The organism is Pseudomonas flavocrustae (genome assembly GCF_029872515.1).
GTDB lineage: Bacteria > Pseudomonadota > Gammaproteobacteria > Pseudomonadales > Pseudomonadaceae > Chryseomonas > Chryseomonas aestiva.
This window is the reverse complement of record NZ_JAPDIQ010000008.1, coordinates 233532-254814: the sequence shown is the minus strand read 5'-3', so window position 1 is coordinate 254814 and position 21283 is coordinate 233532. Positions and strand designations below refer to the sequence as shown.

Genomic DNA, 21283 nt, shown 5'->3' with positions numbered 1-21283 from the left:
TGGAACCTGGGCTACAGGGTCAGCGGCAATTCCAGCGAGGTCTGCTGCCGCGCCGCCAGGCGCTGCTGGAATTCGGCCGGGTCGTGAATCAGCACGTCCTGGCCGGCAAAGGCCTGGGCGGCGATCAGTCGTGACAGCCAGAAGCGCACACAGGCGACGCGCAGGAGCACCGGCCACAGCTCGGCTTCGCGCGGCGTGAAGTGGCGATCGGCGGCATAGGCCGCCAGCAGCGCCCGAGCGCGCGGCAGGTCCAGCGCGCCGCCCTCGGTGGAGCACCAGTCGTTCACCGTAATGGCGAGGTCATAGAGCATCCAGCCGGAACTGGCATTGTAGAAGTCGATGACGCCCGACAGCCGGGGGCCGTCGAACATCACGTTGTCGCGGAACAGGTCGCCGTGCAGATTGGCCTCGGGCAACGGTGGCTGCTCGCTCAGCAGCTCGCGAATTTCCCCCAGGGTGCGCTCCAGCAGCGGCCGGGCCGTGGCGTCCAGGCCCGGCGCCAGGCGCTCGCCTTCGGCCAGCATCCAGGCCAGGCCGCGATCACTGGCGCGCTCGATGCGGCGCTCGCCGGCGGTGGCCCGGTGCAGATGGCCCAGCAGGTGGCCGACTTCGCCGCAATGATGGGGATTGGGCGCACGCTCGTGGCGGCCGGCCAGGCGCGGTTGCAGCAGCGCCGGCTTGCCGGCCAGCTGGCGCAGGGCCTGGCCATCCTGGGTGCGCACCGCATAGGGCACCGGCAGGTCGGCGTCGTGGAGGACATCGAGCAGTTCGATGAAGAACGGCATCTCCGCCACCGGACCGCGTTCCACCAGCGTCAGGACGAATTCGCCGCCTTCCAGGCTGATGAAGTAGTTGGTGTTTTCCGAGCCCTCGGCGATGCCCCGGAAATCCCGCAGCCGGCCCAGGCCATAGGGCGCGAGAAAGGCTTCGAGGGTGGGACGATCGAGGGGCGTGAAGACGGACATGACAGGGCCTGGCGGAGGAATGTGCGAGCGGCGCGCAGTTTACCGGTCCGGGCGCCTTGCGCCTACCATCTGAACAGGCGCCAGCTGGGGACGTGCAGGGTCGGCTTATCGTTGGCGGCGGTGCTGCTGCCATCGGCGGGCACCAGCTCGTAGGGCGCGCCATGCTTGGGGATGACCCGGGTGGATTGCAGCACCCCGCGGATGCGCGTCTCCTCGATGGTCTGGTCGCCAGCCTGGTAGCGGATCACCTTGATCTCGTCAGGCAGGGGCTTTTCCCCCGGTGGCAGCGGTTCCGCGGCCTGGACCAGCGGCGCCAGCAGCAACGCGGCGAAGAGGAAGCGACGAGCACCCATGGTAACCTTTGACCTTTTGAACGGAGCGAGTGGTCGATTCTAGAACCCGGCCCAGTTGTCGTCGAGACTGGCCGGACAGACGCCGCACACGCCACGACAAAGGTTTAGACCATGAGCCACGCCCCTCTCGTCCTGGTGGACGGTTCCTCCTATCTCTATCGCGCCTTCCATGCCCTGCCGCCGCTGATGACCTCCACCGGCAAGCCGACCGGCGCGGTGAAGGGCGTGCTCAACATGCTGCTTTCGCTGCGCCGCCAGTATCCGGACAGCCTCTTCGCGGTGGTCTTCGACGCCAAGGGCCCGACCTTCCGCGACGAACTCTTCGCCGACTACAAGGCCCAGCGCCCGGCCATGCCCGACGACCTGCGCGGCCAGGTCGAGCCACTGCACGCCTGCATCCGCGCCCTGGGCCTGCCGCTGCTGGCCGTCGAAGGGGTCGAAGCCGACGACGTCATCGGCACCCTCGCTCGTCATTGCGCCAGCGCCGAGCGCCCGGTGGTGATCTCCACCGGCGACAAGGACATGGCCCAGCTGGTCTGCCCCTATGTCACCCTGGTCAACACCATGAGCGGCAGCGTACTGGACGTGGAAGGGGTCAGGACCAAGTTCGGCGTCGGCCCCGAGCTGATCATCGACTACCTGGCGCTGATGGGCGACAAGATCGACAACATCCCCGGGGTACCCGGGGTGGGCGAGAAGACCGCCGCCGGCTTGCTCAACGGCATCGGCGGTGGCCTGGATACCCTCTACGCCAACCTCGACGCGGTAGCCGCCCTGCCCCTGCGCGGCGCCAAGTCGCTGGCTGCTAAGCTGGACCAGCATCGCGAGCAGGCCTACCTGTCCTACCAGCTGGCGACCATCAAGCTGGACGTGCCGCTGGAGCTGACCTTCGACGAGCTCAAAGTCGGCGAGCCCCATGTGGAAGCCTTGATGGCGCTCTATCAGGAACTGGAATTCAAGTCCTGGCTGGATGACCTGATCCGCGACACCAAGCGCCAGGGCGCTCCCCTGCCGCTGGCCGAGGACGCCGCCACCACCCAGGTGGAAACCCACTACGACACGGTGCTGGAACAGGCCGACTTCGACGCCTGGCTGGCGCGCCTGCAGGCCGCCGACCGCTTCGCCTTCGACACCGAGACCACCAGCATCGATGCCCAGCGCGCCGAGCTGGTGGGGCTGTCCTTTGCCGTGGCGCCGGGCCAGGCCGCCTATGTGCCGCTGGCCCACAGCTACATGGGCGCGCCGACCCAGCTCGCGCTGGAGCCGGTGCTGGCCGCGCTGAAGCCACTGCTGGAGGACCCGGCCAAGCTCAAGGTCATGCAGCACGGCAAGTACGACCTCAATGTGCTGACCCGCTACGGCATCACGATCCAGGGCATCGCCTTCGACACCATGCTCGAATCCTATGTGCTGGACGCCACCGCCACCCGCCACGACATGGACAGCCTGGCGCTCAAGTACCTGGGCCACAGCACCATCCGCTTCGAGGACATCGCCGGCAAGGGCGCCAAGCAGCTGACCTTCGACCAGATCGCCATCGAGCAGGCCGGGCCCTATGCCGCCGAGGATGCCGACGTCACCCTGCGCCTGCACGAGACGCTCTGGCCTAGGCTGGAAGCCATCCCCGGCCTGGCTGGGGTCCTGCGCGACATCGAGATGCCGCTGGTGCCGCCGCTGGCGCGCATCGAGCGCAACGGCGCCCTGGTGGATTCGGCGCTGCTCGGGGTGCAGAGCCGCGAGCTGGGCGAGAAGATGATCGCCCTGGAAAAGCAGGCCTATGAACTGGCCGGCCAGGAATTCAACCTGGGTTCGCCCAAGCAGCTGGGCGAGATCCTCTTCGTCAAGCTGGGCCTGCCGGTGGTCAGCAAGACCGCCTCCGGCCAACCTTCCACCGCCGAGGCGGTGCTGCAGGAACTGGCCGACCAGGACTTCCCGCTACCCAAGGTGCTGATGCAGTACCGGCAGATGAGCAAGCTCAAGAGCACCTACACCGACAAGCTGCCGCAGCAGATCAATCCGCGTACCGGCCGTATCCATACCAGCTACCACCAGGCGGTGACGGCGACCGGCCGGCTGTCTTCCAGCGACCCGAATCTGCAGAACATCCCGATCCGCACCGCCGAGGGCCGGCGCATCCGCCAGGCCTTCGTCGCGCCGAAAGGCTATCGCCTGCTGGCGGCGGACTATTCGCAGATCGAGTTGCGCATCATGGCTCACCTGGCCCAGGACGAAGGCCTGCTGCACGCCTTCCAGAACGACCTGGACGTGCACCGCGCCACTGCCGCCGAGGTGATGGGTGTGCCGCTGGAAGAGGTCAGCAACGAGGATCGCCGCCGCGCCAAGGCCATCAACTTCGGCCTGATCTACGGCATGAGCGCCTTCGGCCTGGCCAAGCAGATCGGCGTCGGCCGGGCCGAGGCCCAGGCCTATATCGATCGCTATTTCCAGCGTTATCCCGGCGTGCTGGCCTACATGGAGCGTACCCGCGCCCAAGTGGTGGACCAGGGCTACGTGGAGACCCTCTATGGCCGCCGGCTGTACCTGCCGGACATCCACTCCAAGAACCAGGGCCTGCGTCGCGCCGCCGAGCGGGCGGCGATCAACGCGCCCATGCAGGGCACCGCGGCGGACATCATCAAGCGCGCCATGATCGCCGTGGATGGCTGGCTGCAGTCGACCCCGGAGCTGGACGCCCGGGTGATCCTGCAGGTACACGACGAACTGGTGCTGGAGGTCCGCGAAGACCAGGTGGAGCGTCTGCGCGAGGGCCTGCTACCGCTGATGAGCGGTGCCGGCGAGCTGGACGTGCCGCTGCTGGTGGAATCGGGGGTGGGTGGTAACTGGGACGAGGCGCACTGACGGGCGCTGGAGGTTGGATCGTTGGGCTTCGCAGGCTCAGCCCAACCTACGGGTCCTGCCACCCTCGGTCGCGTGGAAAACGGCGTAGCCTTTTCCACTGTCCTGCTGGACTCCTGAGTCTCGACGCCCAGGGTCTCGCTGCGAGACGCTTATGGCTTACTGTCACTTGCCTTCAACAGCGAGGCGTTATGCCGCGTTCCAGGGATTGACGATGCTGAGACCCGCGGCGAGGTAAGGCGCTTCGTCGCGAGTGGCGACCTTGAATTTGCTGACCGCTGCAATCGCGCCTATGTAGGAATCAGGCAAGGGAAAGCCACGGCCACGCTGGCGAGCTTGCGCGGCCAAATCGGCATAGCGGCGGGCAGCAGCCAGATCGAAACTCAGAATCCGGCCCTCATAGAGCTGGATCAAGGCGTCTACCCCTTGCTGCAACAGGTCGCGCCGTCGGCTATTGGGCAGGCAGGCGATACCATATTGCAATTCGGCAACGGTGATCGTCGAGAGATACAGGGTGGTCGGTGCCTGGCGATCCAGCCAAGCGATGACCTGGGGCGAGGGAGTTGGCCTCATCGTCTCGGAAACGACGTTGGTATCGAGCAGAATCATTTGAATGACATTGGCTCATGGGGGCGACGATCACGCGTACCCTCGAGGAAAGCCTGCTCTTCGTCAGTGATCCCGGATTGGCGCCAGATAGCGGCCATGGCTTCTCCCATTGGCGTCTCGGTTGGCAAAATCAAGGCTTGGCGAAGGATGAGTCTGACCTCGGCCTCCATGCTCCGCCCGTGTCGAGCCGCCTGAGCGCGAAGCGCGCGATCGACTTCTTCCGGTAGTCCGCGGATGGTCAACTGAGCCATTGCATGCACTCCACAATTTTGCCTGCATAGCACTCATGCTAGTTCGCCGCCTGCCCGAGCGCAAGGTCGTCAGCAGCTTGGCGTGCCAAACGGCCTAGCCTTTTCTACTGGGAAACTGGTTGCCAAAGGCGCCCTCACCCCAGCCCTCTCCCTGAGGGAGAGGGGGTTGGTTTCGGAGTGTGCTGAAGCCTCAGCGCACCACGCCTTCCTCGCGCAATACCTTGAAGATGGCGGCGGCTGCCGCTTCCGGGGTCAGGTCCTTGAGGACCTGGCCGCCGTCGCCGGAGGCCTTGGCCGTGGCGGCCTTGAAGCGGTCGGCGGCGGTCTTGGCCTTGATCACCTTGAGGCGCTTGGGACGCACCTTTGCGGGCTGCAATTCGCCGTTGTCGAACAGGCTGTCCTGCACGATCTCGGTGGTCTCCACCTGCAGCTCGCCTCGCCGGGCCGGGCCGAAGGCGCTTTGCCGCGGCGCCGGGGCGGCGCTGTCGACGCTGGCGACGAAGGGCAGCCGTACCCGCAGCCGCCGGCGCTGACCGCGCGGCAGGGCCTGGAGCACCGTGGCCTGGCCACCTTCCACGGCTTCCACCGCAGCGAGGCCGACCACCAGCGGCCAGCCGAGGGTCTCGGCCAGCAGATAGGGCAGCAGACCCGAACCTTCGCCGGTTTCCGCCTGGCTGCCGGTCAGTACCAGGCCGGCACCGACCTCGCGCAGGGTCTCACCGAGGGCTGGCAAGGCATCGGCACCCGCCGGTTGTTCCAGTACGTGCAGGGCCGGCACGCCCATGCCCAGATAACCGCGCAGGGCCTCTTCGGCGGGATCACCGGCGTGCAGGACGCGCAGCTTGTCGCCCACCAGGCACAGGCCCAGTTCGACGGCGCGGGCATCCTGTTCCGCCCGCCGGGCACGCCCGGAAGTGGGATGGGCGCCAACGGACACCAGGGCCACGACCTTGACGCCGTCCAGCGACGGCAGCTTCTGCTCAGGCGACATCCTGCAACTCCCCTGCCCGCTGTTGTTCGACCAGCCGCGCCAGGGCGGCCAGGATGGCGTCACCGTTGCCGATCACCGAAAGATCGGCACGCTTGACCATGTCGCAGCCCGGATTGGTGTTGATGGCGATGACCTTGTCGCAACTGGCGATGCCCTGCAGGTGCTGCACGGCGCCGGAGATGCCCACGGCCAGATAGACCCGGGCGGTGACCCAGGTGCCCGTGGCGCCGACTTGGCGGTTGCGCGGCATATGGCCGTCGTCCACCGCCACCCGCGAGGCGCCCTCGGTGGCGCCCAGCAGCGCGGCGGTGCTGTGGAAGAGATCCCAGTCGCGGATGCCGTTGCCACCGGAGAGGATGAATTCGGCCTCGGCCAGGGGAATCTGCATGGGGTCGACAGCGACCGGACCGAGGTCCTCGATACGCGGCAGGTGGCGGGCGATGTTGCCGCTCAGGGTTACCGGCAGGACCTCGTGGCGGGTCTCGCCGACCGGCTCCGCGCATTCCGGCAGAGTCAGGACCAGCCGCGGCAGCGGCTGCTGCAGATCCTGGCGACCGGCCCCGGCACGGCCAATGACCAGGCTGTCCTTGACCTGCCAGACGCGGGTGGCGGGGCGCTCGTGCAGAGCAGCGCCCAGGCGCCGACCCAGTTCGCCGCCACCACTGCGGCTGTCGGGCAGCAGCCAGTGACGCGGCTGCAGTTCATTGTTCACCGCACGCAGCTCCAGCACCCGCTGTTCGGGGGCATAGCCCTGGAATTGCTCGCCTTCCAGATGCAGCAGGCGATCCACCCCGGCGGTATCGAAGGCCGTTTCCTTGACCTCGCCAAAGACCACGGCCAGCACGGCGCCCTCGGCGCCGGCCAGTTGCCGGGCCAGGCCCAGCAGGTCACGGTCATGGGCGGTCAGGCGACCACTGACCAGATCCGGCACCACGGCGATGTAGAAGGCCGGTTCGGCGATCCGGTGCAGCGGCAGCTGTTCTTCCACCGCCTGGGCGGCGCCACGACGGCCGCCGCCCTGCTGGGCGCCGCTGCGGTCGATACGCTTGACGCCCTGGGGGCCGACGAAACCGACGGCCGCGGCGTGGGGATTCTTGCGGACCAGGCCGTTGGGCCCCATCCAGCGGCTTTCGGCATCGGCGCTGCTGGCGATGCTCGCATGCAGCGGATGCAGACGGTTGCGCGCGATCCACTCGCGGCGCGGGTCGCGACGAATGATGCTCATGCTGGGCGCTCCGTTTGAAAATGGCAGGTGAGGTGCGCGGTGGGCCCCTCACCCCAGCCCTCTCCCCTGAGGGGAGAGGGGGTAAAAGCGGTGAACACCGGGACTTGTCTGGCACACCTGATCGTCCCCTCTCCCCTCAGGGAGAGGGCTAGGGTGAGGGGGCTACCAAACCCACTCACGACAGCGCCTCCGCGACCGGCCGCCGTGCGGCGGCCGGCTTGCTGTCCACCGGTGCCTCGACGATGGCCTCGGCCACCAGCTCGGCGATGTCTTTGATCTCCGGGCGCGGGGCGACCACGCCTTCCAGCATCAGGGTGCACTGGGGGCAGCCCACGGCCACCAGCTCGGCGCCGGTTTCCTGGATGTCGGCCATGCGCATGTCGGGAATCCGCTGCTTGCCGGGGATGTCGGTGATCGGCGCGCCGCCGCCACCGCCGCAGCAGCGCGAACGGAAGCCGGAACGCTCCATCTCCTTAACCGCGATGCCCAACGCCTTGAGCACCGCGCGCGGCGCCTCGTACTCGCCGTTGTAGCGGCCCAGGTAGCAGGGATCGTGATAGGTGATGGTGGCGCCCTGCTCGGCCAGGGCGTGCTGGCCCAGGTGCAGGGTGCCGCGGCTGAGCAGGGTCTCGATGAAGGTGCTGTGGTGCTGCACCTGGTAGTGGCCACCCAGTTCGCCGTATTCGTTCTTGAGCATGTGGAAGCTGTGGGGATCGCAGGAGACGATGGTCTGGAAGCGATACTTGCCCAGGGTCTCGATGTTGCGCCTGGCCAGTTGCTGGAAGGTCGCCTCGTCGCCCAGACGGCGGGCCACGTCACCGCTGTCGCGTTCTTCCAGACCGAGCACGGCGAAGTCCACCTTGGCCGCCTTGAGCACCTTGACGAAGGCGCGCAGGGTGCGCTGGTTGCGCATGTCGAAGGCGCCGTCGCCGACCCAGAACAGCACCTCGGCCTGGCCCTTGTCCTGCATCAGCGGCAGGTCCAGGTCGGCGGCCCAGTTCAGGCGGCCACCAGGGGCGAAGCCGCCGGGGTTGTCGGTGGCGATGAGATTTTCCAGCACCTCGGCGCCCTTGTTCGGCGTCTCGCCGCGTTCCAGGGTCAGGTGCCGGCGCATGTCAACGATGGCATCGACGTGCTCGATCATCATCGGGCACTCCTCGACGCAGGCACGGCAGGTGGTGCAGGACCAGAGGGTCTCGGCGTCCACCAGGGCCTTGCCCTGACGGGCGACGATGGGCAGGTGCGGACCGCCGGCGTGCTCGCCGACCGGCTGGCCGGGATAGGGCGAGCCGAAGTAGCGGGCATCGCTGCCGCCCTTGAGGCCGACCACCATGTCCTGGATCAGCTTCTTGGGGTTGAGCGGCTGGCCGGCGGCGAAGGCCGGGCACATGGCCTCGCAGCGACCGCACTGGACGCAGGCGTCGAAGCCGAGCAGCTGGTTCCAGGTGAAGTCGGCGGGCTTTTCCACGCCCAGCGGCGCCTTGGGATCGTGCAGGTCCAGCGCCTTGAGGCCGCTGGAGCGGGCGGCGCTGGCGTTGTGCGGGGTGCTGAAGCGCTCGGCGCGGCGGTGCCAGGCCAGGTGCAGGGCGCCGGCGAAGGCGTGCTTGATGGGACCGCCCCAGGTCATGCCGAGGAACAGCTCGGACACGCCCCAGGCCACACCGACCGCCAGCACCGCGGCCAGAATCCAGCCACCGAAGTCCGGCGGCAGGATGCCGGCGACCGGCAGGGTGGCGATGAAGAAGCTCGCGGCAAAGGCCAGCAGGCTCTTGGGCAGGCGCATCCAGGGGCCCTTGGACAGCCGCGCCGGCGGGTTGCGGCGACGCTTGGCGACGAACAGGGCACCGGTGAACATGCAGGCGGTAGCGGCCAGCAGCGCCCAGCCGAGGATGCGGCTGTGCAGGCCGAAGCCGTGCACCAGGATGGCCAAGAGCGCCGCCAGGACGAAACCGCCCGCGGTGGCCACGTGGGTCTTGGAGATGTACTTGTCGCGGTCGACCACGTGGTGCAGATCCACCAGGTAGCGCCGCGGCATCTTCAGCAGCCCGCCCAGCCAGTCGACCTCGGCCGGACGCCCCTGTCGCCAGAGGCTGAAGCAGCGCACGGCGCCGATCACGGTGAGGGCCAGGGCGGCGAAGAGCAGGATGGGGAGGATGGTACTGAGCATTGCGGGTCTCCCTACGGGACCTCGGGTGGCTGCGGATCACCCCCTCTCCCTGGGGAGAAAGCCGAGAGGGGGAGCCCACGTTCACGCCAAGGCGTCAGCGAGGCCCCTCACCCCCGCCCTCTCCCTCAGGGAGAGGGGGCTGTCCGTGCCGACCGGACGTTGCGAACCCTCACGGGGCGTGTCTTAGAAGTCCTTGCACAGGCGCAGGGCGTCGTAGATGGCGGCGTGGGTGTTGCGCTGGGCCACGCAGTCGCCGATCCGGTAGAGCAGGTAGCCGTTGCCGGTCTCACCGAGCGCCGGCTGCGGCTCGATGGCGAACAGCGCCTCGATGTCCATCTGGCCCTTGTTGCGCGAGTCTTCCTTGAGGGCGTAGTAAAGGCCCTCGTCCGGGCGCACGCCGTTCTCGATGACGATCTGGTCGACCACGCGCTCCTCGCGGGCGCCGGTGTATTCGTTCTCCAGTACCGCGATCTTCTTGTCGCCCTCGGCGTAGACCTTTTCCAGCATCAGGTCGCCGGTCATGATCACTTCCTTGGGATAGAGGCTGCGGTAGTAGGTCGGGAAGGTGGTCCCGCCAATGGCCACGCCCGGCTTGATGTCGTCGGTGACGATCTCGACCTGGGCGCCCTTGTCGGCCAGGTAGTCGGCCACCGACATCCCGGTGAATTCGCAGATGGTGTCGTACACCAGCACATTCTTGCCCGGCTCGACCTTGCCCGAGAGGATGTCCCAGCTGCTGACGACCAGGCCCTCGGCGGCATGCCAGTGGTCGACCTGCTCCAGGAAGGGGTGACCGCCGTTGGCCAGGATGACGATGTCCGGGCGCAGGTCGAGGATGGTCGCCGGATCGGCAGCGGTGCCCAGGCGCAGGTCGATGCCCAGACGCGTCAGCTCCAGCTGGTACCAGCGGGTGATGCCGGCGATCTGGTCGCGCTGCGGCGCGCGGGAGGCCAGGGTGATCTGGCCGCCAAGTTGCTCCTGCTTCTCGAACAGGGTGACGTCATGGCCACGCTCGGCGGAGACGCGCGCGGCCTCCATGCCGGCCGGACCGCCGCCGACGATGACCACCTTGCGCTTGGGCCCGGTGGACTTCTCGATGATGTGCGGCAGGCCCATGTATTCGCGGCTGGTGGCGGCGTTCTGGATGCACAGCACGTCCAGGCCGTTGTACTGGCGGTCGATGCAGTAGTTGGCGCCGACGCACTGACGGATCTGGTCGATCTGGCCCATCTTGATCTTGGTGATCAGGTGCGGATCGGCGATGTGGGCGCGGGTCATGCCGACCATGTCGACGTAGCCGCCCTCCAGGATGCGGGTGGCCTGGTTCGGGTCCTTGATGTTCTGGGCGTGCAGCACCGGCACGTTGACCACTTCCTTGATGCCCGCCGCCAGGTGCAGGAAGGGCTCCGGCGGATAGGTCATGTTGGGGATGACGTTGGCCAGGGTGTTGTGGGTGTCGCAACCGGAGCCGACCACACCGATGAAGTCGAGCATGCCGGTGTCGCTGTAGTACTTGGCGATCTGCTTCATGTCGTCGTGGGACAGACCGTCCGGGTGGAATTCGTCGCCGGTGATGCGCATGCCGACGCAGAAGTCGTCACCGACCTCGGCGCGCACGGCCTTGAGCACCTCCATGCCGAATCTCATGCGGTTCTCGAAGCTGCCGCCCCATTCGTCGGTGCGCTTGTTGACCCGCGGCGACCAGAACTGGTCGATCATGTGCTGGTGCACGGCGGACAGCTCGACGCCGTCCAGGCCGCCGGCCTTGGCCCGGCGCGCGGCCTGGGCGAAGTTGCCGATCACCCGCCAGATCTCTTCCGGCTCGATGGTCTTGCAGGTGGCGCGGTGCACGGGCTCGCGGATGCCCGACGGCGACATCAGGGTCGGCCAGTGGCCGCCGTCCCAGCGCGAACGGCGCCCCATGTGGGTGATCTGGATCATGATCTTGGCGCCGTGCTTGTGCATGGCGTCGGCCAGATTCTGGAAGTGCGGAATGATGCGGTCGGTGGAGAGGTTGACCGAACTCCACCAGTGCTGCGGGCTGTCGATGGCTACCACCGAGGAACCCCCGCAGATGGCCAGGCCGATGCCGCCCTTGGCCTTCTCTTCGTAATACTTGACGTATCTCTCGGTGGTCATGCCGCCGTCGGTGGCATAGACCTCGGCATGGGCCGTGGAGAGTACGCGGTTGCGGATGGTGAGCTTGCCGATCTGGATCGGCTGGAACATTGCTTCGAAGGCCATGACCTTCTCCTCGATCGGCTGGTGCGCGGTCTTGAGCCGCGCTCTTGCTCTGGGGTGTCGCTGGGGTGGCGGCGAGCGGGTCGGCGGCCACCCGGGGGCGCGGCGTTACTTCGGCCGGGTGACGAACAGGCCGTCGTCGTGGCCTTCTTCGGAACCGCTGTATTCCTGGACGGTGACGGTGCGGATGGCACTGCCCTTGGCGGCCAGGATCTGGTCGATGGCGCCGGAGAACCAGCCGGTGAACATGTAGTCCACCTTGCGATTGACCTTGCCGTAGACGTAGACGAAGGCGGAATGCTTGAGCTTGACCTCGGCGTAGCCGGTGTCCAAGTCGAGCTTCTGGGTCTCGAACAGGCCCCAACCGCGCTGCGACAGGCGCTTCATGTAGTGCTCGAACACCGCGGCGCCATGGATGCCATGGCATTCGGCTTCCTTCTCGCACCAGTGCCAGGCGGACTTGTAGCCGGCCTTGTAGAGGATCTCGGCGTACTTGTCGGCGCCCAGGACTTCTTCGATGCCCATGTGGTTGTTGACGAAGAAGTGCCGGGGTACGTACAGCATCGGCAGGGCGTCGGTGGTCCAGACGCCGGTTTCGTCGTCGACCTGGATGGGCATTTCGGGGGCGTGGCTGGCCATGTGTGGAGCTCCGATTCGCTAATACGTATCTAAAAAAAGGTGTGGGTGAAGGCCTGTGGAGCCGTAGCGAGCGCGCCGCTGGCAAGGAGCCCCGCAGCGCCAGGTGAGAGCAGTACCGAGGTACGGCGAACCGGGCGCGAGGACGCGACGCCGCTAGCGGTGTGCGCAGTAGGCTCCAGAGGTATTCACTACTCGCCCCAGACTTCGCCGAGGATTCTCATCCAGTTCTCGCCCATGACCTTGCGCACGGTGCGCTCGGGCATGCCGCGCTTGAGCAGGGTCTCGGTCAGGTTGGGAAATTCGCCCACGGTGCGGATGCCCAGCGGGTTGACGATCTTGCCGAAGCTGGTCAGGCGACGGGCGTAGCCCTTGTCGTGGGTCAGCCACTCGAAGAAGTCATGGCCATGGCCCTGGGTGAAGTCGGTACCGATGCCGATGGCGTCTTCGCCCACCAGGTTCATCACGTACTCGATGGCCTCGGCGTAGTCGTCGATGGTCGAGTCGATGCCCTTGGCCAGGAAGGGGGCGAACATGGTCACGCCGACGAAGCCACCGTGGTCGGCGATGAACTTGAGTTCCGCATCCGACTTGTTGCGCGGATGCTCCTTCAGGCCGGACGGCAGGCAGTGGGAGTAGCAGACCGGCTTCTTGGATTCGAGGATGACTTCCTCGCTGGTCTTGGAGCCGACGTGGGAGAGGTCGCACATGATGCCGACGCGGTTCATCTCGGCGACGATCTCGCGACCGAAGCCGGACAGGCCGCCGTCGCGCTCGTAGCAGCCGGTGCCCACCAGGTTCTGGGTGTTGTAGCACATCTGCACGATGCCCACGCCGAGCTGCTTGAAGATCTCGACGTAGCCGATCTGGTCTTCGAAGGCATGGGCGTTCTGGAAGCCGAACAGGATGCCGGTCTTGCCCTGGGCCTTGGCCTGGCGGATCTCGGCGGTGGTGCGTACCTGGACCACCAGATCGCTGCACTCGCGGATCAGCTTCTGGCTCGCCGCGATGTTGTTGACCGTCGCCTGGAAGCCCTCCCATACCGAGACGGTGCAGTTGGCGGCGGTCAGGCCACCCTTGCGCATGTCTTCGAAGAGTTCGCGGTTCCACTTGGCGATGATCAGCCCGTCGATGACGATGCTGTCGGCGTGGAGTTCGGTGGCATTCATGACAGGCTCCGGCGTTGGTCTCGCGCCGGAACGGGTGCCGGCGATTCGAGGCCAGCATAGCCCCGGGGTCCTGGCCGACCGGATGCAAAAACGACAGGGGTATCACCAGAAGCGTCAGTGACCGGATCGGCCTACCCCGGCGGCAGGCCCGCGACCGCCGCCGCGGACTCCGGCGCCGACGACCGGTGCGGCCGGTCTTCCCGCGGACTCAGGCCGAAGCGCTGGCGGTAGCAGCGGGAGAAATAGGACGCGGACTCGAAGCCGCAGGCCAGGGCGACGTCCAGCACGCTGGCCTCGCCCTGCTGCAGCAGCTGGCGTGCCCGGTCCAGGCGCAATTGCAGATAGAAGGTGGAAGGGGTCGTCTGCAGATGGAGGCGGAACAGCCGCTCCAGCTGGCGGCGGGTCACCTGGATGCCGGCGGCCAGTTCCAGGGTGCCCATGGGCGTCTCGGTATGGCGCTCCATGCGCTCCACCACCCGGATCAGCTTGCGGTTGGCGATGCCGTAGCGCTGCGCCACCTGCAGCCGCTGGTGCTCGCGCGGCGGGCGGATGCGCCCGAGCACGAATTGCTCGGAGACCTGCACCGCCAGTGCGCTGCCGTGGCTGCGGCCGATCAGCTCCAGCAGCAGGTCGAGACTGGCGGTGCCGCCGGCGCAGGTGATGCGACCACGGTCGATCTCGAACAGCTCGCCGGTCACTTCCAGTTGCGGCCAGGCTTCGCGAAAGGCCGCCACCGCCTCCCAGTGCAGGGTGATCCGGTGCCCGTCCAGCAGCCCGGCGCGGGCCAGCACCAGGGCACCGGTGTCGATGCCGCCCAGGGGATGGCCGTGGCGGGCGACCTGGCGCAGCCAGCTGGCGAGGCCGTCGTCGTAATGGGCCAGAGGCTCGAAACCGGCCACCACGAACAGGGTGGTGCCCGCTTCCAGGGCGTCGAGGCCGCCGTCGACATTGACCGACATGCCGTTGCTGGCGGTCACCGCCGCGCCCTCGCGACCGAGGATGCGCCAGCCATAGCTGCCCGGACGAAAGCGGTTGGCCACCCGCAGGGGTTCCAGGGTGGCGATGAAGCCCAGGGCGGAAAAGCCGGGCAGCAGGAGAAAGGCAAAGGACTGCGGCATGGGTGGGGCGTCCTAGGTAACGATTGGCTTGGGCAAGCAAGAAGGTCGCCAGGGTGCAAATTCCGGTCGTCGGGCTGCACATGGCGGCCGGGCGAGGCGCCTAGGGTAGAAGGCAACCGGCAGTCATCCCCGCCCGCCGCCCCAGGGAGTTCGCCATGCCCAACAAGACCCTCAGCACCACCCTCCTCGCCTGCGGCCTGCTGGCCGCCACCCTCGGCAGCGCTCGTGCCGCCGATCCCGACAGCTGCCAGACGGTGCGGATGGGCATCGTCGGCTGGACCGACGTGGTCGCCACCAGTGCCCTGGCCGAGGTCATGCTCGAAGGCCTCGGCTACGGCGTGAAGCCTACCACTGCCTCCCAGCAGATCATCATGGCGGCCATGGGTGACAAGAATCTGGACGTGTTCCTCGGCTACTGGCAGCCGACCATGCAGCCGGTGGTGCAGCCCTTCGTCGACAAGGGCCAGGTCAAGGTGCTGACCCCGCCGCTGCTGGCCGATGCCCAGTCCACCTTCGCGGTGCCCGAGTACGTCTACGAGGGCGGCCTGAAGACCTTTGCCGACATCGCCCGCTTCAAGGACAAGCTCGGCGGCAAGATCTACGGCATCGAGCCGGGCAGCGGCGCCAACCGTGGCACCGCCGAGATGATCAAGACCGACCGCTTCGGCCTCAAGGACTTCCAGCTGGTGGAGTCCAGCGAGGCGGGCATGCTCACCGCCGTGCGCCGCGCCGAGAAGCGCAAGGAATGGATCGTCTTCTTCGGCTGGAAGCCGCACCCGATGAACCTGCAGATCAAGATGCGCTACCTGACCGGCAGCGAAGACGTCTTCGGCCCCAACGAAGGCCAGGCCACGGTCTCGGTGGTTACCACCGCCGACTATCCGCAGCGCTGCGCCAACGTCCAGCGCCTGCTCAGCAATCTGCACATGGACAGCGCAGAGGTCAGTGCCGTGATGGCGCCCATCCTGGAGCGCATCGCGCCCAAGGACGCCGCCCGCGCCTGGCTCAAGAACAACCCGCAACGCCTCGACGCCTTTCTCCAGGGCGTGACCACCCGTACCGGCCAGCCCGCCGCTCTCAAGCTCTGATCGCCCAAGGACAGACCCCATGAACACCGCTGTCATCGTCACCTGCGCCCTGACCGGCGCCGGTGATACCGTAGGCCGCAATCCCCATGTCCCCGTTACCCCGGCGCAGATCGCCGCCGCCGCCCTGGAAGCGGCCCGCGCCGGCGCCACCGTGGTGCACGCCCATGTGCGCGATCCCGCCACCGGCAAGCCGAGTCGCGACGTGGCCCTCTATCGCGAGGTGGTCGAGCGCATCCGCGAGGCGGACGCCGAGATCGTCATCAACCTCACCGCCGGCATGGGCGGCGACCTGGAGATCGGCCCGGGCGAGACGCCCACCGACTTCGGCCCCGGCTCGGACCTGGTCGGTCCCCTCACCCGCCTGCTGCATGTCGAGGAATTGTGTCCGGACATCTGCACCTTGGATTGCGGCACCCTCAACTTCGGCGACGGCGACTTCATCTATGTCTCCACCCCCGCGCAACTGCGCGCCGGGGCCAGGCGCATCACCGAACTGGGGGTGAAGGCCGAGCTGGAGATCTTCGACACCGGCCACCTCTGGTTCGCCAAGCAGCTGCTCAAGGAGGGGCTGCTGAAGGATCCGCTGTTCCAGCTGTGCCTGGGCATTCCCTGGGGCGCCCCGGCCGATACCACCACCATGAAGGCCATGGTCGACAACCTGCCGGCGGGCGCCTGCTGGGCCGGCTTCGGCATCGGCCGGATGCAGATGCCCATGGCTGCCCAGGCCATGCTGCTGGGTGGCAACGTCCGCGTCGGCCTGGAAGACAATCTCTGGCTGGACCGTGGCGTCCACGCCACCAACGGCAGTCTGGTGGAGCGGGTCATCCAGATCATCGAACGCCTGGGCGGGCGCGCCCTGAGCCCCGCCGAAGGGCGCGACCGCATGCAACTGGGAGGTGCCCGATGAGCGCCGTCTTCGCCGCCCTCGGCACCGGCGTGATCGGCGCCGGCTGGATCGCCCGCGCCCTGGCCCGCGGCCTGGATGTCCGTGCCTGGGATCCGGCGCCCGGCGCCGAAGCCGCCCTGCGCACCCGCCTGGCCAATGCCTGGCCGGCCCTGCAAGCCCAGGGCCTGGCAGCCGGTGCCAGCCTGGAGCGCCTGAGTTTCCATACCGACCTGGACGCCGCGGTGGCCGATGCCGACGTCATCCAGGAAAGCGCCCCCGAACGCCTGGAGCTGAAGCGCGAACTGCATGCCCGGGTCAGCCGGGCGGCACGACCCGATGCCCTGATCTGCTCCAGCACCTCGGGCCTGCTGCCCAGCGACTTCTATGCCGAGGCGCTGCACCCCGAGCGCTGCCTAGTGGGCCATCCGTTCAATCCGGTCTATCTCCTGCCGCTGGTGGAGGTGGTGGGTGGCCGCCAGACCTCGGCGGCCAACCTGGAGCGCGCCGAGGCCTTCTATCGCGAGTTGGGCATGCGACCGCTGCGGGTGCGCAAGGAGGTGCCCGGCTTCATCGCCGATCGCCTGCTCGAAGCGCTCTGGCGCGAAGCCCTGCATCTGGTCAACGACGGCGTCGCCACCACTGGCGAGATCGACGACGCCATCCGCTACGGCGCCGGCCTGCGCTGGTCGTTCATGGGCACCTTCCTGACCTACACCCTGGCCGGCGGCCCGGCCGGCATGCGCCACTTCATGCAGCAATTCGGCCCGGCGCTGAAGCTGCCCTGGACCTACCTGGAAGCCCCGGAGCTGACCGATGGCCTGATCGACGCCGTGGTCGAGGGGACCCAGGCCCAGCAGGGCGATCTGGAACTGGCGGCGCTGGAGCGCTATCGCGATGACTGCCTGCTGGCGGTGCAGGCGGCCATCGCCGACTGCAAGACGCGCCACGGGATTCGGGACTAGGAGCGGCCATGATCATCCATCGCACCACGGTCGCGCCCGAGTGGGTCGACTACAACGGTCATCTGCGCGACGCCTACTACCTGCTGATCTTCAGCCACGCCAGCGACGCCCTGATGGACGCCATGGGCCTGGACGCCGCCGGCCGCGCCGCCAGCGGGCACTCGCTGTTCACCCTGGAGTGCCACCTCAATTTCCTCCACGAGGTGAAGGCGGATGCCCGGCTGGAGGTGCGGGTGAGATTCCTGGCGCTGGACGCCAAGCGGCTGCACCTGCACTTCGGCCTCCATCACCAGGGCCAGGCCGACCTGCTGGCCGCCTCCGAGCAACTGCTGCTGCACGTCCACCTGGACGGCCCCCGCTCCGCGCCCTTCGCGCCACGGGTCCACGACTGGCTGGCGACCCGGCTGGCGGCGCAGCGGGACGAGCCCTGGCCGGAGCATGTCGGGCGGGTCATCGGCCTGCCCCCGCCCCGCCTATGAAGGCGCCGCCGCTGTCGGCGGACATGGCCGCCTTCGTCGCGGCCAGCCAGGCCTTCGCCACCATCGATCCGGACCTCCAGGCACAGCGCCAGGCCTATGCGCGACTCTGCGCCGCCCTGGCGCCGGCCGACTACAAGGGCCTGGCTGTCAGCGATCACCACGCCGGCGCCGTACCAGTGCGGTTGGTGGCGCCGCGGGAGTCCGCTGCTGGCCGCCCCGCCCTGCTCTATCTGCACGGCGGCGGCTGGATGCTCGGCGACCTGGATTCCCATGGCTTTCTCGCGGCACGGCTGGCGCGACGACTGGGATTGGCGGTGCTGCTGGTGGACTACCGCCTGGCGCCCGAACACCCCTATCCCGCCGCCCTGGACGATGCCTGCCAGGCCTGGGACTGGTTGCAGCAGCAAGCCTTGACCCTGGGGCTGGACGCGACCCGGTTGGCGGTGGCCGGCGACAGTGCCGGCGGCACTCTCGCTGCCGCCCTGTGCCTGGCGCTGCGGCAGCAGAGGCGTGCCCAGCCGCGGGCCCAGGCATTGATCTATCCCGCGCTGACCGCACGGATGCTGCCCAGCGAACGCCGGCAAGCCCAGGCTCCATTGCTGAGCGCCGTCGACTGGCGGGCGTGTCTGGACATCTATCTGCCCCACCCGGCGGAGCGCCGCGAGCCTCTCGCCCTGCCGTTGCAGGCTGGCGATTTCAGCGGGTTGGCGCCGGCCCTGGTCGCCGTGGCCCAGCGCGATCCCCTGGCCGACCACGGCCGCGCCTATGCCGCTGCCCTGCGTGGCGGCCGGACGCCCTGTCGCCTGTGGCAAGGTGCCGGTCTGTTGCATGGCGCCCTGCGCGCGCGGGGCCGGCGGGCCGAGGCCCTGCGCGAGGCCCTGGAGCGCTTTCTCGCTGGCGAATTGGCCACCCTGCCCGCCGCTGACCTGGCAAAAGACAAAAAAAAACCTCAACCGCTGGAGACGGAAGAGGTTCAAACGCCCTGATGGGCCTCAGTGTGTAACCGGGGGTTGCTCGACTCTGGTGGCGAACAACCGGAAAATGTCGTTGATAGGCACCATTCTAACGGCGAACCTCACTCTTGACCCTGCGGCAGATTGTCCGGGCAGGGCGTCGTAATAAATCTACATTGCCTGGGCGGGGGGCGAGGCGCTTTCCAAAAACGACATCCGGCTATGCGGCGACGCCAGCCCGGCTTGCCGTCTGCGACACCAGTGGGAGAATCCAGGCATTCCACCGGAGAGGGCAGCACCATGATGATCGCCGACTTGATCGACCAGGACGACTTCCGCGACCGCCTGCGTGCGCTGGGTTTCAATGTGACGCCCGCGGCGACCGCGGACGAGGCCTGTCGCCAGGCGGTGACGGGCCTCAACCAGGAACGCGCCCAGGTCTTGCGGCAACTGATCCAGGAATTGCTATCGGGCAGCGCGGCGCTGCTGCCGGCGGTGCGCCAGGCCATCGACCAGCAATTGCTGCCGGCCCTGGCCCCGACGCGTGCCTAGCGAACCCTAGGGCCGCAGCAGACTCAGCCGGCCCAGCAGCGGCAACCGTCCCAGGCCCCGCAACGGAGGTGTCAGCAGGCGCTCACCCTGACGAGCGAAGACGGCCGCCAGCGGCGTGTGCAGGCCCAGGCTGATGACGGCCAGGGCCAGCGCCAGACCGCCGATATAGTCATCCGAGCCCCAGTGGGCGCCGGCCACCAGCCGCGGCAGCATGAACAGCACGGCCAGCGCGGCCACTACCAGGCGGCGTCCGCCGCGGGTGAAATGCGCCATGAACAGCGCCCAGAGCAGCAGCACCGAGGCGTGGTCGCCGGGAAAGCTGGCGCCGGATCTGTCCTTCAACTCCCAGCCGTGCTCCAGCCTGGGAAAGCGATCGCTGAGCAGATAAGCATCGGCGAGCACATCGGACGGGCTGGAATGCTGCAAACCCCAGGCTTCGATGCCCTTGGTCAGCAGGGTGCGCACGATCAGCAGGATCACCAGCAGACCGACGAAGGCCGCCAGCGCTGGCCGTACCTGCCGGGCCGGATAGGCCCAGTCGCCCCGGACCAGCAGCGCCAGCAGGATCAGGCCGACCAGGGCATCCACTGGTCGCAGGCTGAAAAAGGTCCAGAGATAGAGCCAGGCGCTGGACTGCGCCAGCGGGGCATTGAGGGCGTGGAACAACCCGGCGTCGAAGGCCAGCAACTGACTCCGAACGTCAGGGATCAGCCAGAGCAGCAGCAGGCCCAGAGCCAGCCCCTGGCATAGCGCCAGGCGGCGCCACTGCCAGGTGGAAGGGAAGAGTGGAGCGTTCATCGAGGTCTCTTTTCACGAAAACTTCACGAATAGACCCACTTGACCTCGATAACGTCACACTTTGTTACAGCCAGGTGACGCAACAGTCCTTTGCATCCGCTGACTCAACCCAGGAAGGCCAGGGCCTCGTCTGCGACCAGCTCCGGTAATTCTTCCGCCAGGTAATGGCCACCCGGCAAGGCGCGCCCGCTGACCTGGGTGGCCACCTGGCGCCATTCGGCCAGCGGATCGAAGCAGCGCCCCACGGTGCCTTCGGCGCCCCAGAGCACCCGCAGCGGCAATTCCAGCCGGCGCCCGGCATCCAGGTCGGCCTGGTCATGCGCCAGGTCGATCCCGGCGCTGGCGCGGTAGTCCTCGCAGATGCCACGGGCGGTGCCGGGCAGGCTCAGGCAGCGCAGGTATTCGGCCAGCACCTCCGGGGGAAAGGGCGCCAGGCCGGCGCTGCGGGTACCCATCACGCCCTTGAGATAGCCTTCCGGATCGGCTTCGATCAACCGCTCGGGCAACGGCGCCGGGCGGATCAGGAAGAACCAGTGCCAATAGGCCCGGGCGAAGGCCTCGTCGGTCTGCCGATACATGGCCAGGGTCGGCGCGATGTCCAGCAGCATCAGCCGCTCCACCGCCGCGGGATGATCCAGCGCCAGGCGATGGGCGACGCGGGCGCCACGGTCGTGGGCCAGCACGGCGAAGCGCTCGTGACCGAGCCGGCGCATCAGCGCGACGTTGTCCCGCGCCAGGGTGCGCTTGCTGTAGGCCTCGGCACCCGCGTCGGGCTTGGCGCTGTCGCCATAGCCGCGCAGGTCGGCGGCCACCAGGGTAAAGCGCTCGGCCAGCCGCGGCGCCACCTTATGCCACATGACATGGGTCTGGGGATGGCCGTGGAGCAGGAGCAGCGCCGGCCCCTGACCGCCGACGCGGCAATTGAGCTCGACGCCGCCGACGTCCAGCCGCCGCTGTTCGAAGCCCGCAAAGAGGCCGTCCATC

General features: G+C 67.9%; 20 protein-coding genes. 7 read left to right on the top strand and 13 right to left on the bottom strand.

Translation table 11 applies throughout. The features are described 5' to 3' along the window. Nucleotides 1–11 precede the first annotated feature (11 nt). Both OMP44_RS18715 and OMP44_RS18710 read right to left on the bottom strand, forming a co-directional pair. On the bottom strand, nt 12–965 hold the full coding sequence (locus OMP44_RS18715) for a homoserine kinase (RefSeq protein WP_280310317.1): 954 nt from the start codon (nt 963–965) through the stop codon (nt 12–14). 62 nt (nt 966–1027) lie between these two features. Continuing rightward, nucleotides 1028–1318 carry a DUF2782 domain-containing protein gene (locus OMP44_RS18710; protein WP_280310315.1) on the bottom strand — a complete coding sequence of 97 codons (291 nt, stop codon included), beginning with the start codon at nt 1316–1318 and terminating at the stop codon, nt 1028–1030. 111 nt (nt 1319–1429) lie between these two features. Between OMP44_RS18710 and polA the strand changes: the two genes are divergently transcribed. Then, nucleotides 1430–4177 carry a DNA polymerase I gene (gene polA, locus OMP44_RS18705; protein ID WP_280310313.1) on the top strand — a complete coding sequence of 916 codons (2748 nt, stop codon included), beginning with the start codon at nt 1430–1432 and terminating at the stop codon, nt 4175–4177. 186 nt (nt 4178–4363) lie between these two features. Here the strand turns inward: polA and OMP44_RS18700 are convergent, their stop codons facing one another. The 9 genes from OMP44_RS18700 to OMP44_RS18660 all read right to left on the bottom strand — a co-directional run bounded on the left by OMP44_RS18700 (nt 4364) and on the right by OMP44_RS18660 (nt 14581). Then, on the bottom strand, nt 4364–4783 hold the full coding sequence (locus OMP44_RS18700; RefSeq protein WP_280310310.1) for a type II toxin-antitoxin system VapC family toxin: 420 nt from the start codon (nt 4781–4783) through the stop codon (nt 4364–4366). Next, complete coding sequence (locus OMP44_RS18695; RefSeq protein ID WP_280310309.1) at nt 4780–5034, bottom strand: FitA-like ribbon-helix-helix domain-containing protein; 255 nt, start codon at nt 5032–5034, stop codon at nt 4780–4782. Before OMP44_RS18695 ends, OMP44_RS18700 begins: the two co-directional genes overlap by 4 nt. A gap of 190 nt (nt 5035–5224) precedes the next feature. Then, nucleotides 5225–6025: an electron transfer flavoprotein subunit beta gene (gene etfB / locus OMP44_RS18690; RefSeq protein WP_423814989.1), complete on the bottom strand. Its 801-nt coding sequence runs from the start codon at nt 6023–6025 to the stop codon at nt 5225–5227. Beyond that, the gene (etfA, locus tag OMP44_RS18685) at nt 6015–7250 is read right to left on the bottom strand and encodes an electron transfer flavoprotein subunit alpha (RefSeq protein ID WP_280310307.1); all 1236 of its coding nucleotides are present in this window, start codon (nt 7248–7250) and stop codon (nt 6015–6017) included. Before etfA ends, etfB begins: the two co-directional genes overlap by 11 nt. A 175-nt stretch (nt 7251–7425) precedes the next feature. Beyond that, nucleotides 7426–9417, bottom strand: coding sequence for a dimethylglycine demethylation protein DgcB (gene dgcB / locus OMP44_RS18680; RefSeq protein ID WP_280310305.1), 1992 nt, complete (start codon nt 9415–9417; stop codon nt 7426–7428). 183 nt (nt 9418–9600) lie between these two features. Further along, nucleotides 9601–11661, bottom strand: coding sequence for a dimethylglycine demethylation protein DgcA (gene dgcA, locus OMP44_RS18675; protein WP_280310302.1), 2061 nt, complete (start codon nt 11659–11661; stop codon nt 9601–9603). Between the two features lie 105 nt (nt 11662–11766). Next, nucleotides 11767–12297: a DUF5943 domain-containing protein gene (locus OMP44_RS18670; RefSeq protein ID WP_007160248.1), complete on the bottom strand. Its 531-nt coding sequence runs from the start codon at nt 12295–12297 to the stop codon at nt 11767–11769. 188 nt (nt 12298–12485) lie between these two features. Beyond that, nucleotides 12486–13463, bottom strand: a complete 978-nt coding sequence (locus OMP44_RS18665) for a dipeptidase (RefSeq protein WP_017641587.1) — start codon at nt 13461–13463, stop codon at nt 12486–12488. Between the two features lie 131 nt (nt 13464–13594). Beyond that, nucleotides 13595–14581, bottom strand: a complete 987-nt coding sequence (locus OMP44_RS18660; RefSeq protein WP_280310297.1) for a GlxA family transcriptional regulator — start codon at nt 14579–14581, stop codon at nt 13595–13597. Between the two features lie 155 nt (nt 14582–14736). On the opposite strand from OMP44_RS18660, the gene choX reads away from it, so the two are divergent. From choX to OMP44_RS18630, 6 genes are all read left to right on the top strand, one after another. After that, entirely contained in the window at nt 14737–15669 is a 933-nt protein-coding gene (gene choX, locus OMP44_RS18655) for a choline ABC transporter substrate-binding protein (protein WP_280310296.1), read from the top strand. Nucleotides 15670–15688: 19 nt separating this feature from the next. Next, a complete protein-coding gene (cdhC, locus tag OMP44_RS18650; protein WP_280310294.1) occupies nt 15689–16576 on the top strand; it encodes a 3-dehydrocarnitine:acetyl-CoA trimethylamine transferase CdhC in 888 nt (295 codons plus the stop codon). Next, a complete protein-coding gene (locus OMP44_RS18645; protein WP_280310292.1) occupies nt 16573–17517 on the top strand; it encodes an L-carnitine dehydrogenase in 945 nt (314 codons plus the stop codon). Before cdhC ends, OMP44_RS18645 begins: the two co-directional genes overlap by 4 nt. Before the next feature lie 8 nt (nt 17518–17525). Then, a complete protein-coding gene (locus tag OMP44_RS18640) occupies nt 17526–17996 on the top strand; it encodes a thioesterase family protein (protein WP_280310290.1) in 471 nt (156 codons plus the stop codon). After that, nucleotides 17993–18982 carry an alpha/beta hydrolase gene (locus OMP44_RS18635; protein ID WP_280310287.1) on the top strand — a complete coding sequence of 330 codons (990 nt, stop codon included), beginning with the start codon at nt 17993–17995 and terminating at the stop codon, nt 18980–18982. The genes OMP44_RS18640 and OMP44_RS18635 overlap by 4 nt, the downstream gene beginning before the upstream one ends. A 267-nt stretch (nt 18983–19249) precedes the next feature. Further along, complete coding sequence (locus OMP44_RS18630) at nt 19250–19501, top strand: hypothetical protein (protein ID WP_064309107.1); 252 nt, start codon at nt 19250–19252, stop codon at nt 19499–19501. 6 nt (nt 19502–19507) lie between these two features. Here OMP44_RS18630 and OMP44_RS18625 read toward each other — a convergent pair whose 3' ends face one another. Together OMP44_RS18625 and OMP44_RS18620 are read right to left on the bottom strand one after the other, a co-directional pair. Further along, nucleotides 19508–20299 carry a phosphatase PAP2 family protein gene (locus tag OMP44_RS18625; protein ID WP_280310283.1) on the bottom strand — a complete coding sequence of 264 codons (792 nt, stop codon included), beginning with the start codon at nt 20297–20299 and terminating at the stop codon, nt 19508–19510. Between the two features lie 104 nt (nt 20300–20403). Then, a complete protein-coding gene (locus tag OMP44_RS18620; RefSeq protein WP_133860312.1) occupies nt 20404–21282 on the bottom strand; it encodes an alpha/beta fold hydrolase in 879 nt (292 codons plus the stop codon). Between the last annotated feature and the right edge of the window lies 1 nt (nt 21283).

Coding starts and splice junctions, on each gene's coding strand:
- polA (WP_280310313.1), top strand. CDS start 1,430: ATGAGCCACGCCCCTCTCGTCCTGGTGGACGGTTCCTCCTATCTCTAT.
- OMP44_RS18630 (WP_064309107.1), top strand. CDS start 19,250: ATGATGATCGCCGACTTGATCGACCAGGACGACTTCCGCGACCGCCTG.
- OMP44_RS18660 (WP_280310297.1), bottom strand. CDS start 14,581: ATGCCGCAGTCCTTTGCCTTTCTCCTGCTGCCCGGCTTTTCCGCCCTG.
- choX (WP_280310296.1), top strand. CDS start 14,737: ATGCCCAACAAGACCCTCAGCACCACCCTCCTCGCCTGCGGCCTGCTG.
- OMP44_RS18620 (WP_133860312.1), bottom strand. CDS start 21,282: ATGGACGGCCTCTTTGCGGGCTTCGAACAGCGGCGGCTGGACGTCGGC.
- OMP44_RS18710 (WP_280310315.1), bottom strand. CDS start 1,318: ATGGGTGCTCGTCGCTTCCTCTTCGCCGCGTTGCTGCTGGCGCCGCTG.
- OMP44_RS18665 (WP_017641587.1), bottom strand. CDS start 13,463: ATGAATGCCACCGAACTCCACGCCGACAGCATCGTCATCGACGGGCTG.
- OMP44_RS18715 (WP_280310317.1), bottom strand. CDS start 965: ATGTCCGTCTTCACGCCCCTCGATCGTCCCACCCTCGAAGCCTTTCTC.
- OMP44_RS18695 (WP_280310309.1), bottom strand. CDS start 5,034: ATGGCTCAGTTGACCATCCGCGGACTACCGGAAGAAGTCGATCGCGCG.
- dgcB (WP_280310305.1), bottom strand. CDS start 9,417: ATGCTCAGTACCATCCTCCCCATCCTGCTCTTCGCCGCCCTGGCCCTC.
- etfA (WP_280310307.1), bottom strand. CDS start 7,250: ATGAGCATCATTCGTCGCGACCCGCGCCGCGAGTGGATCGCGCGCAAC.
- OMP44_RS18635 (WP_280310287.1), top strand. CDS start 17,993: ATGAAGGCGCCGCCGCTGTCGGCGGACATGGCCGCCTTCGTCGCGGCC.
- OMP44_RS18625 (WP_280310283.1), bottom strand. CDS start 20,299: ATGAACGCTCCACTCTTCCCTTCCACCTGGCAGTGGCGCCGCCTGGCG.
- dgcA (WP_280310302.1), bottom strand. CDS start 11,661: ATGGCCTTCGAAGCAATGTTCCAGCCGATCCAGATCGGCAAGCTCACC.
- OMP44_RS18640 (WP_280310290.1), top strand. CDS start 17,526: ATGATCATCCATCGCACCACGGTCGCGCCCGAGTGGGTCGACTACAAC.
- OMP44_RS18670 (WP_007160248.1), bottom strand. CDS start 12,297: ATGGCCAGCCACGCCCCCGAAATGCCCATCCAGGTCGACGACGAAACC.
- etfB (WP_423814989.1), bottom strand. CDS start 6,025: ATGTCGCCTGAGCAGAAGCTGCCGTCGCTGGACGGCGTCAAGGTCGTG.
- cdhC (WP_280310294.1), top strand. CDS start 15,689: ATGAACACCGCTGTCATCGTCACCTGCGCCCTGACCGGCGCCGGTGAT.
- OMP44_RS18645 (WP_280310292.1), top strand. CDS start 16,573: ATGAGCGCCGTCTTCGCCGCCCTCGGCACCGGCGTGATCGGCGCCGGC.
- OMP44_RS18700 (WP_280310310.1), bottom strand. CDS start 4,783: ATGATTCTGCTCGATACCAACGTCGTTTCCGAGACGATGAGGCCAACT.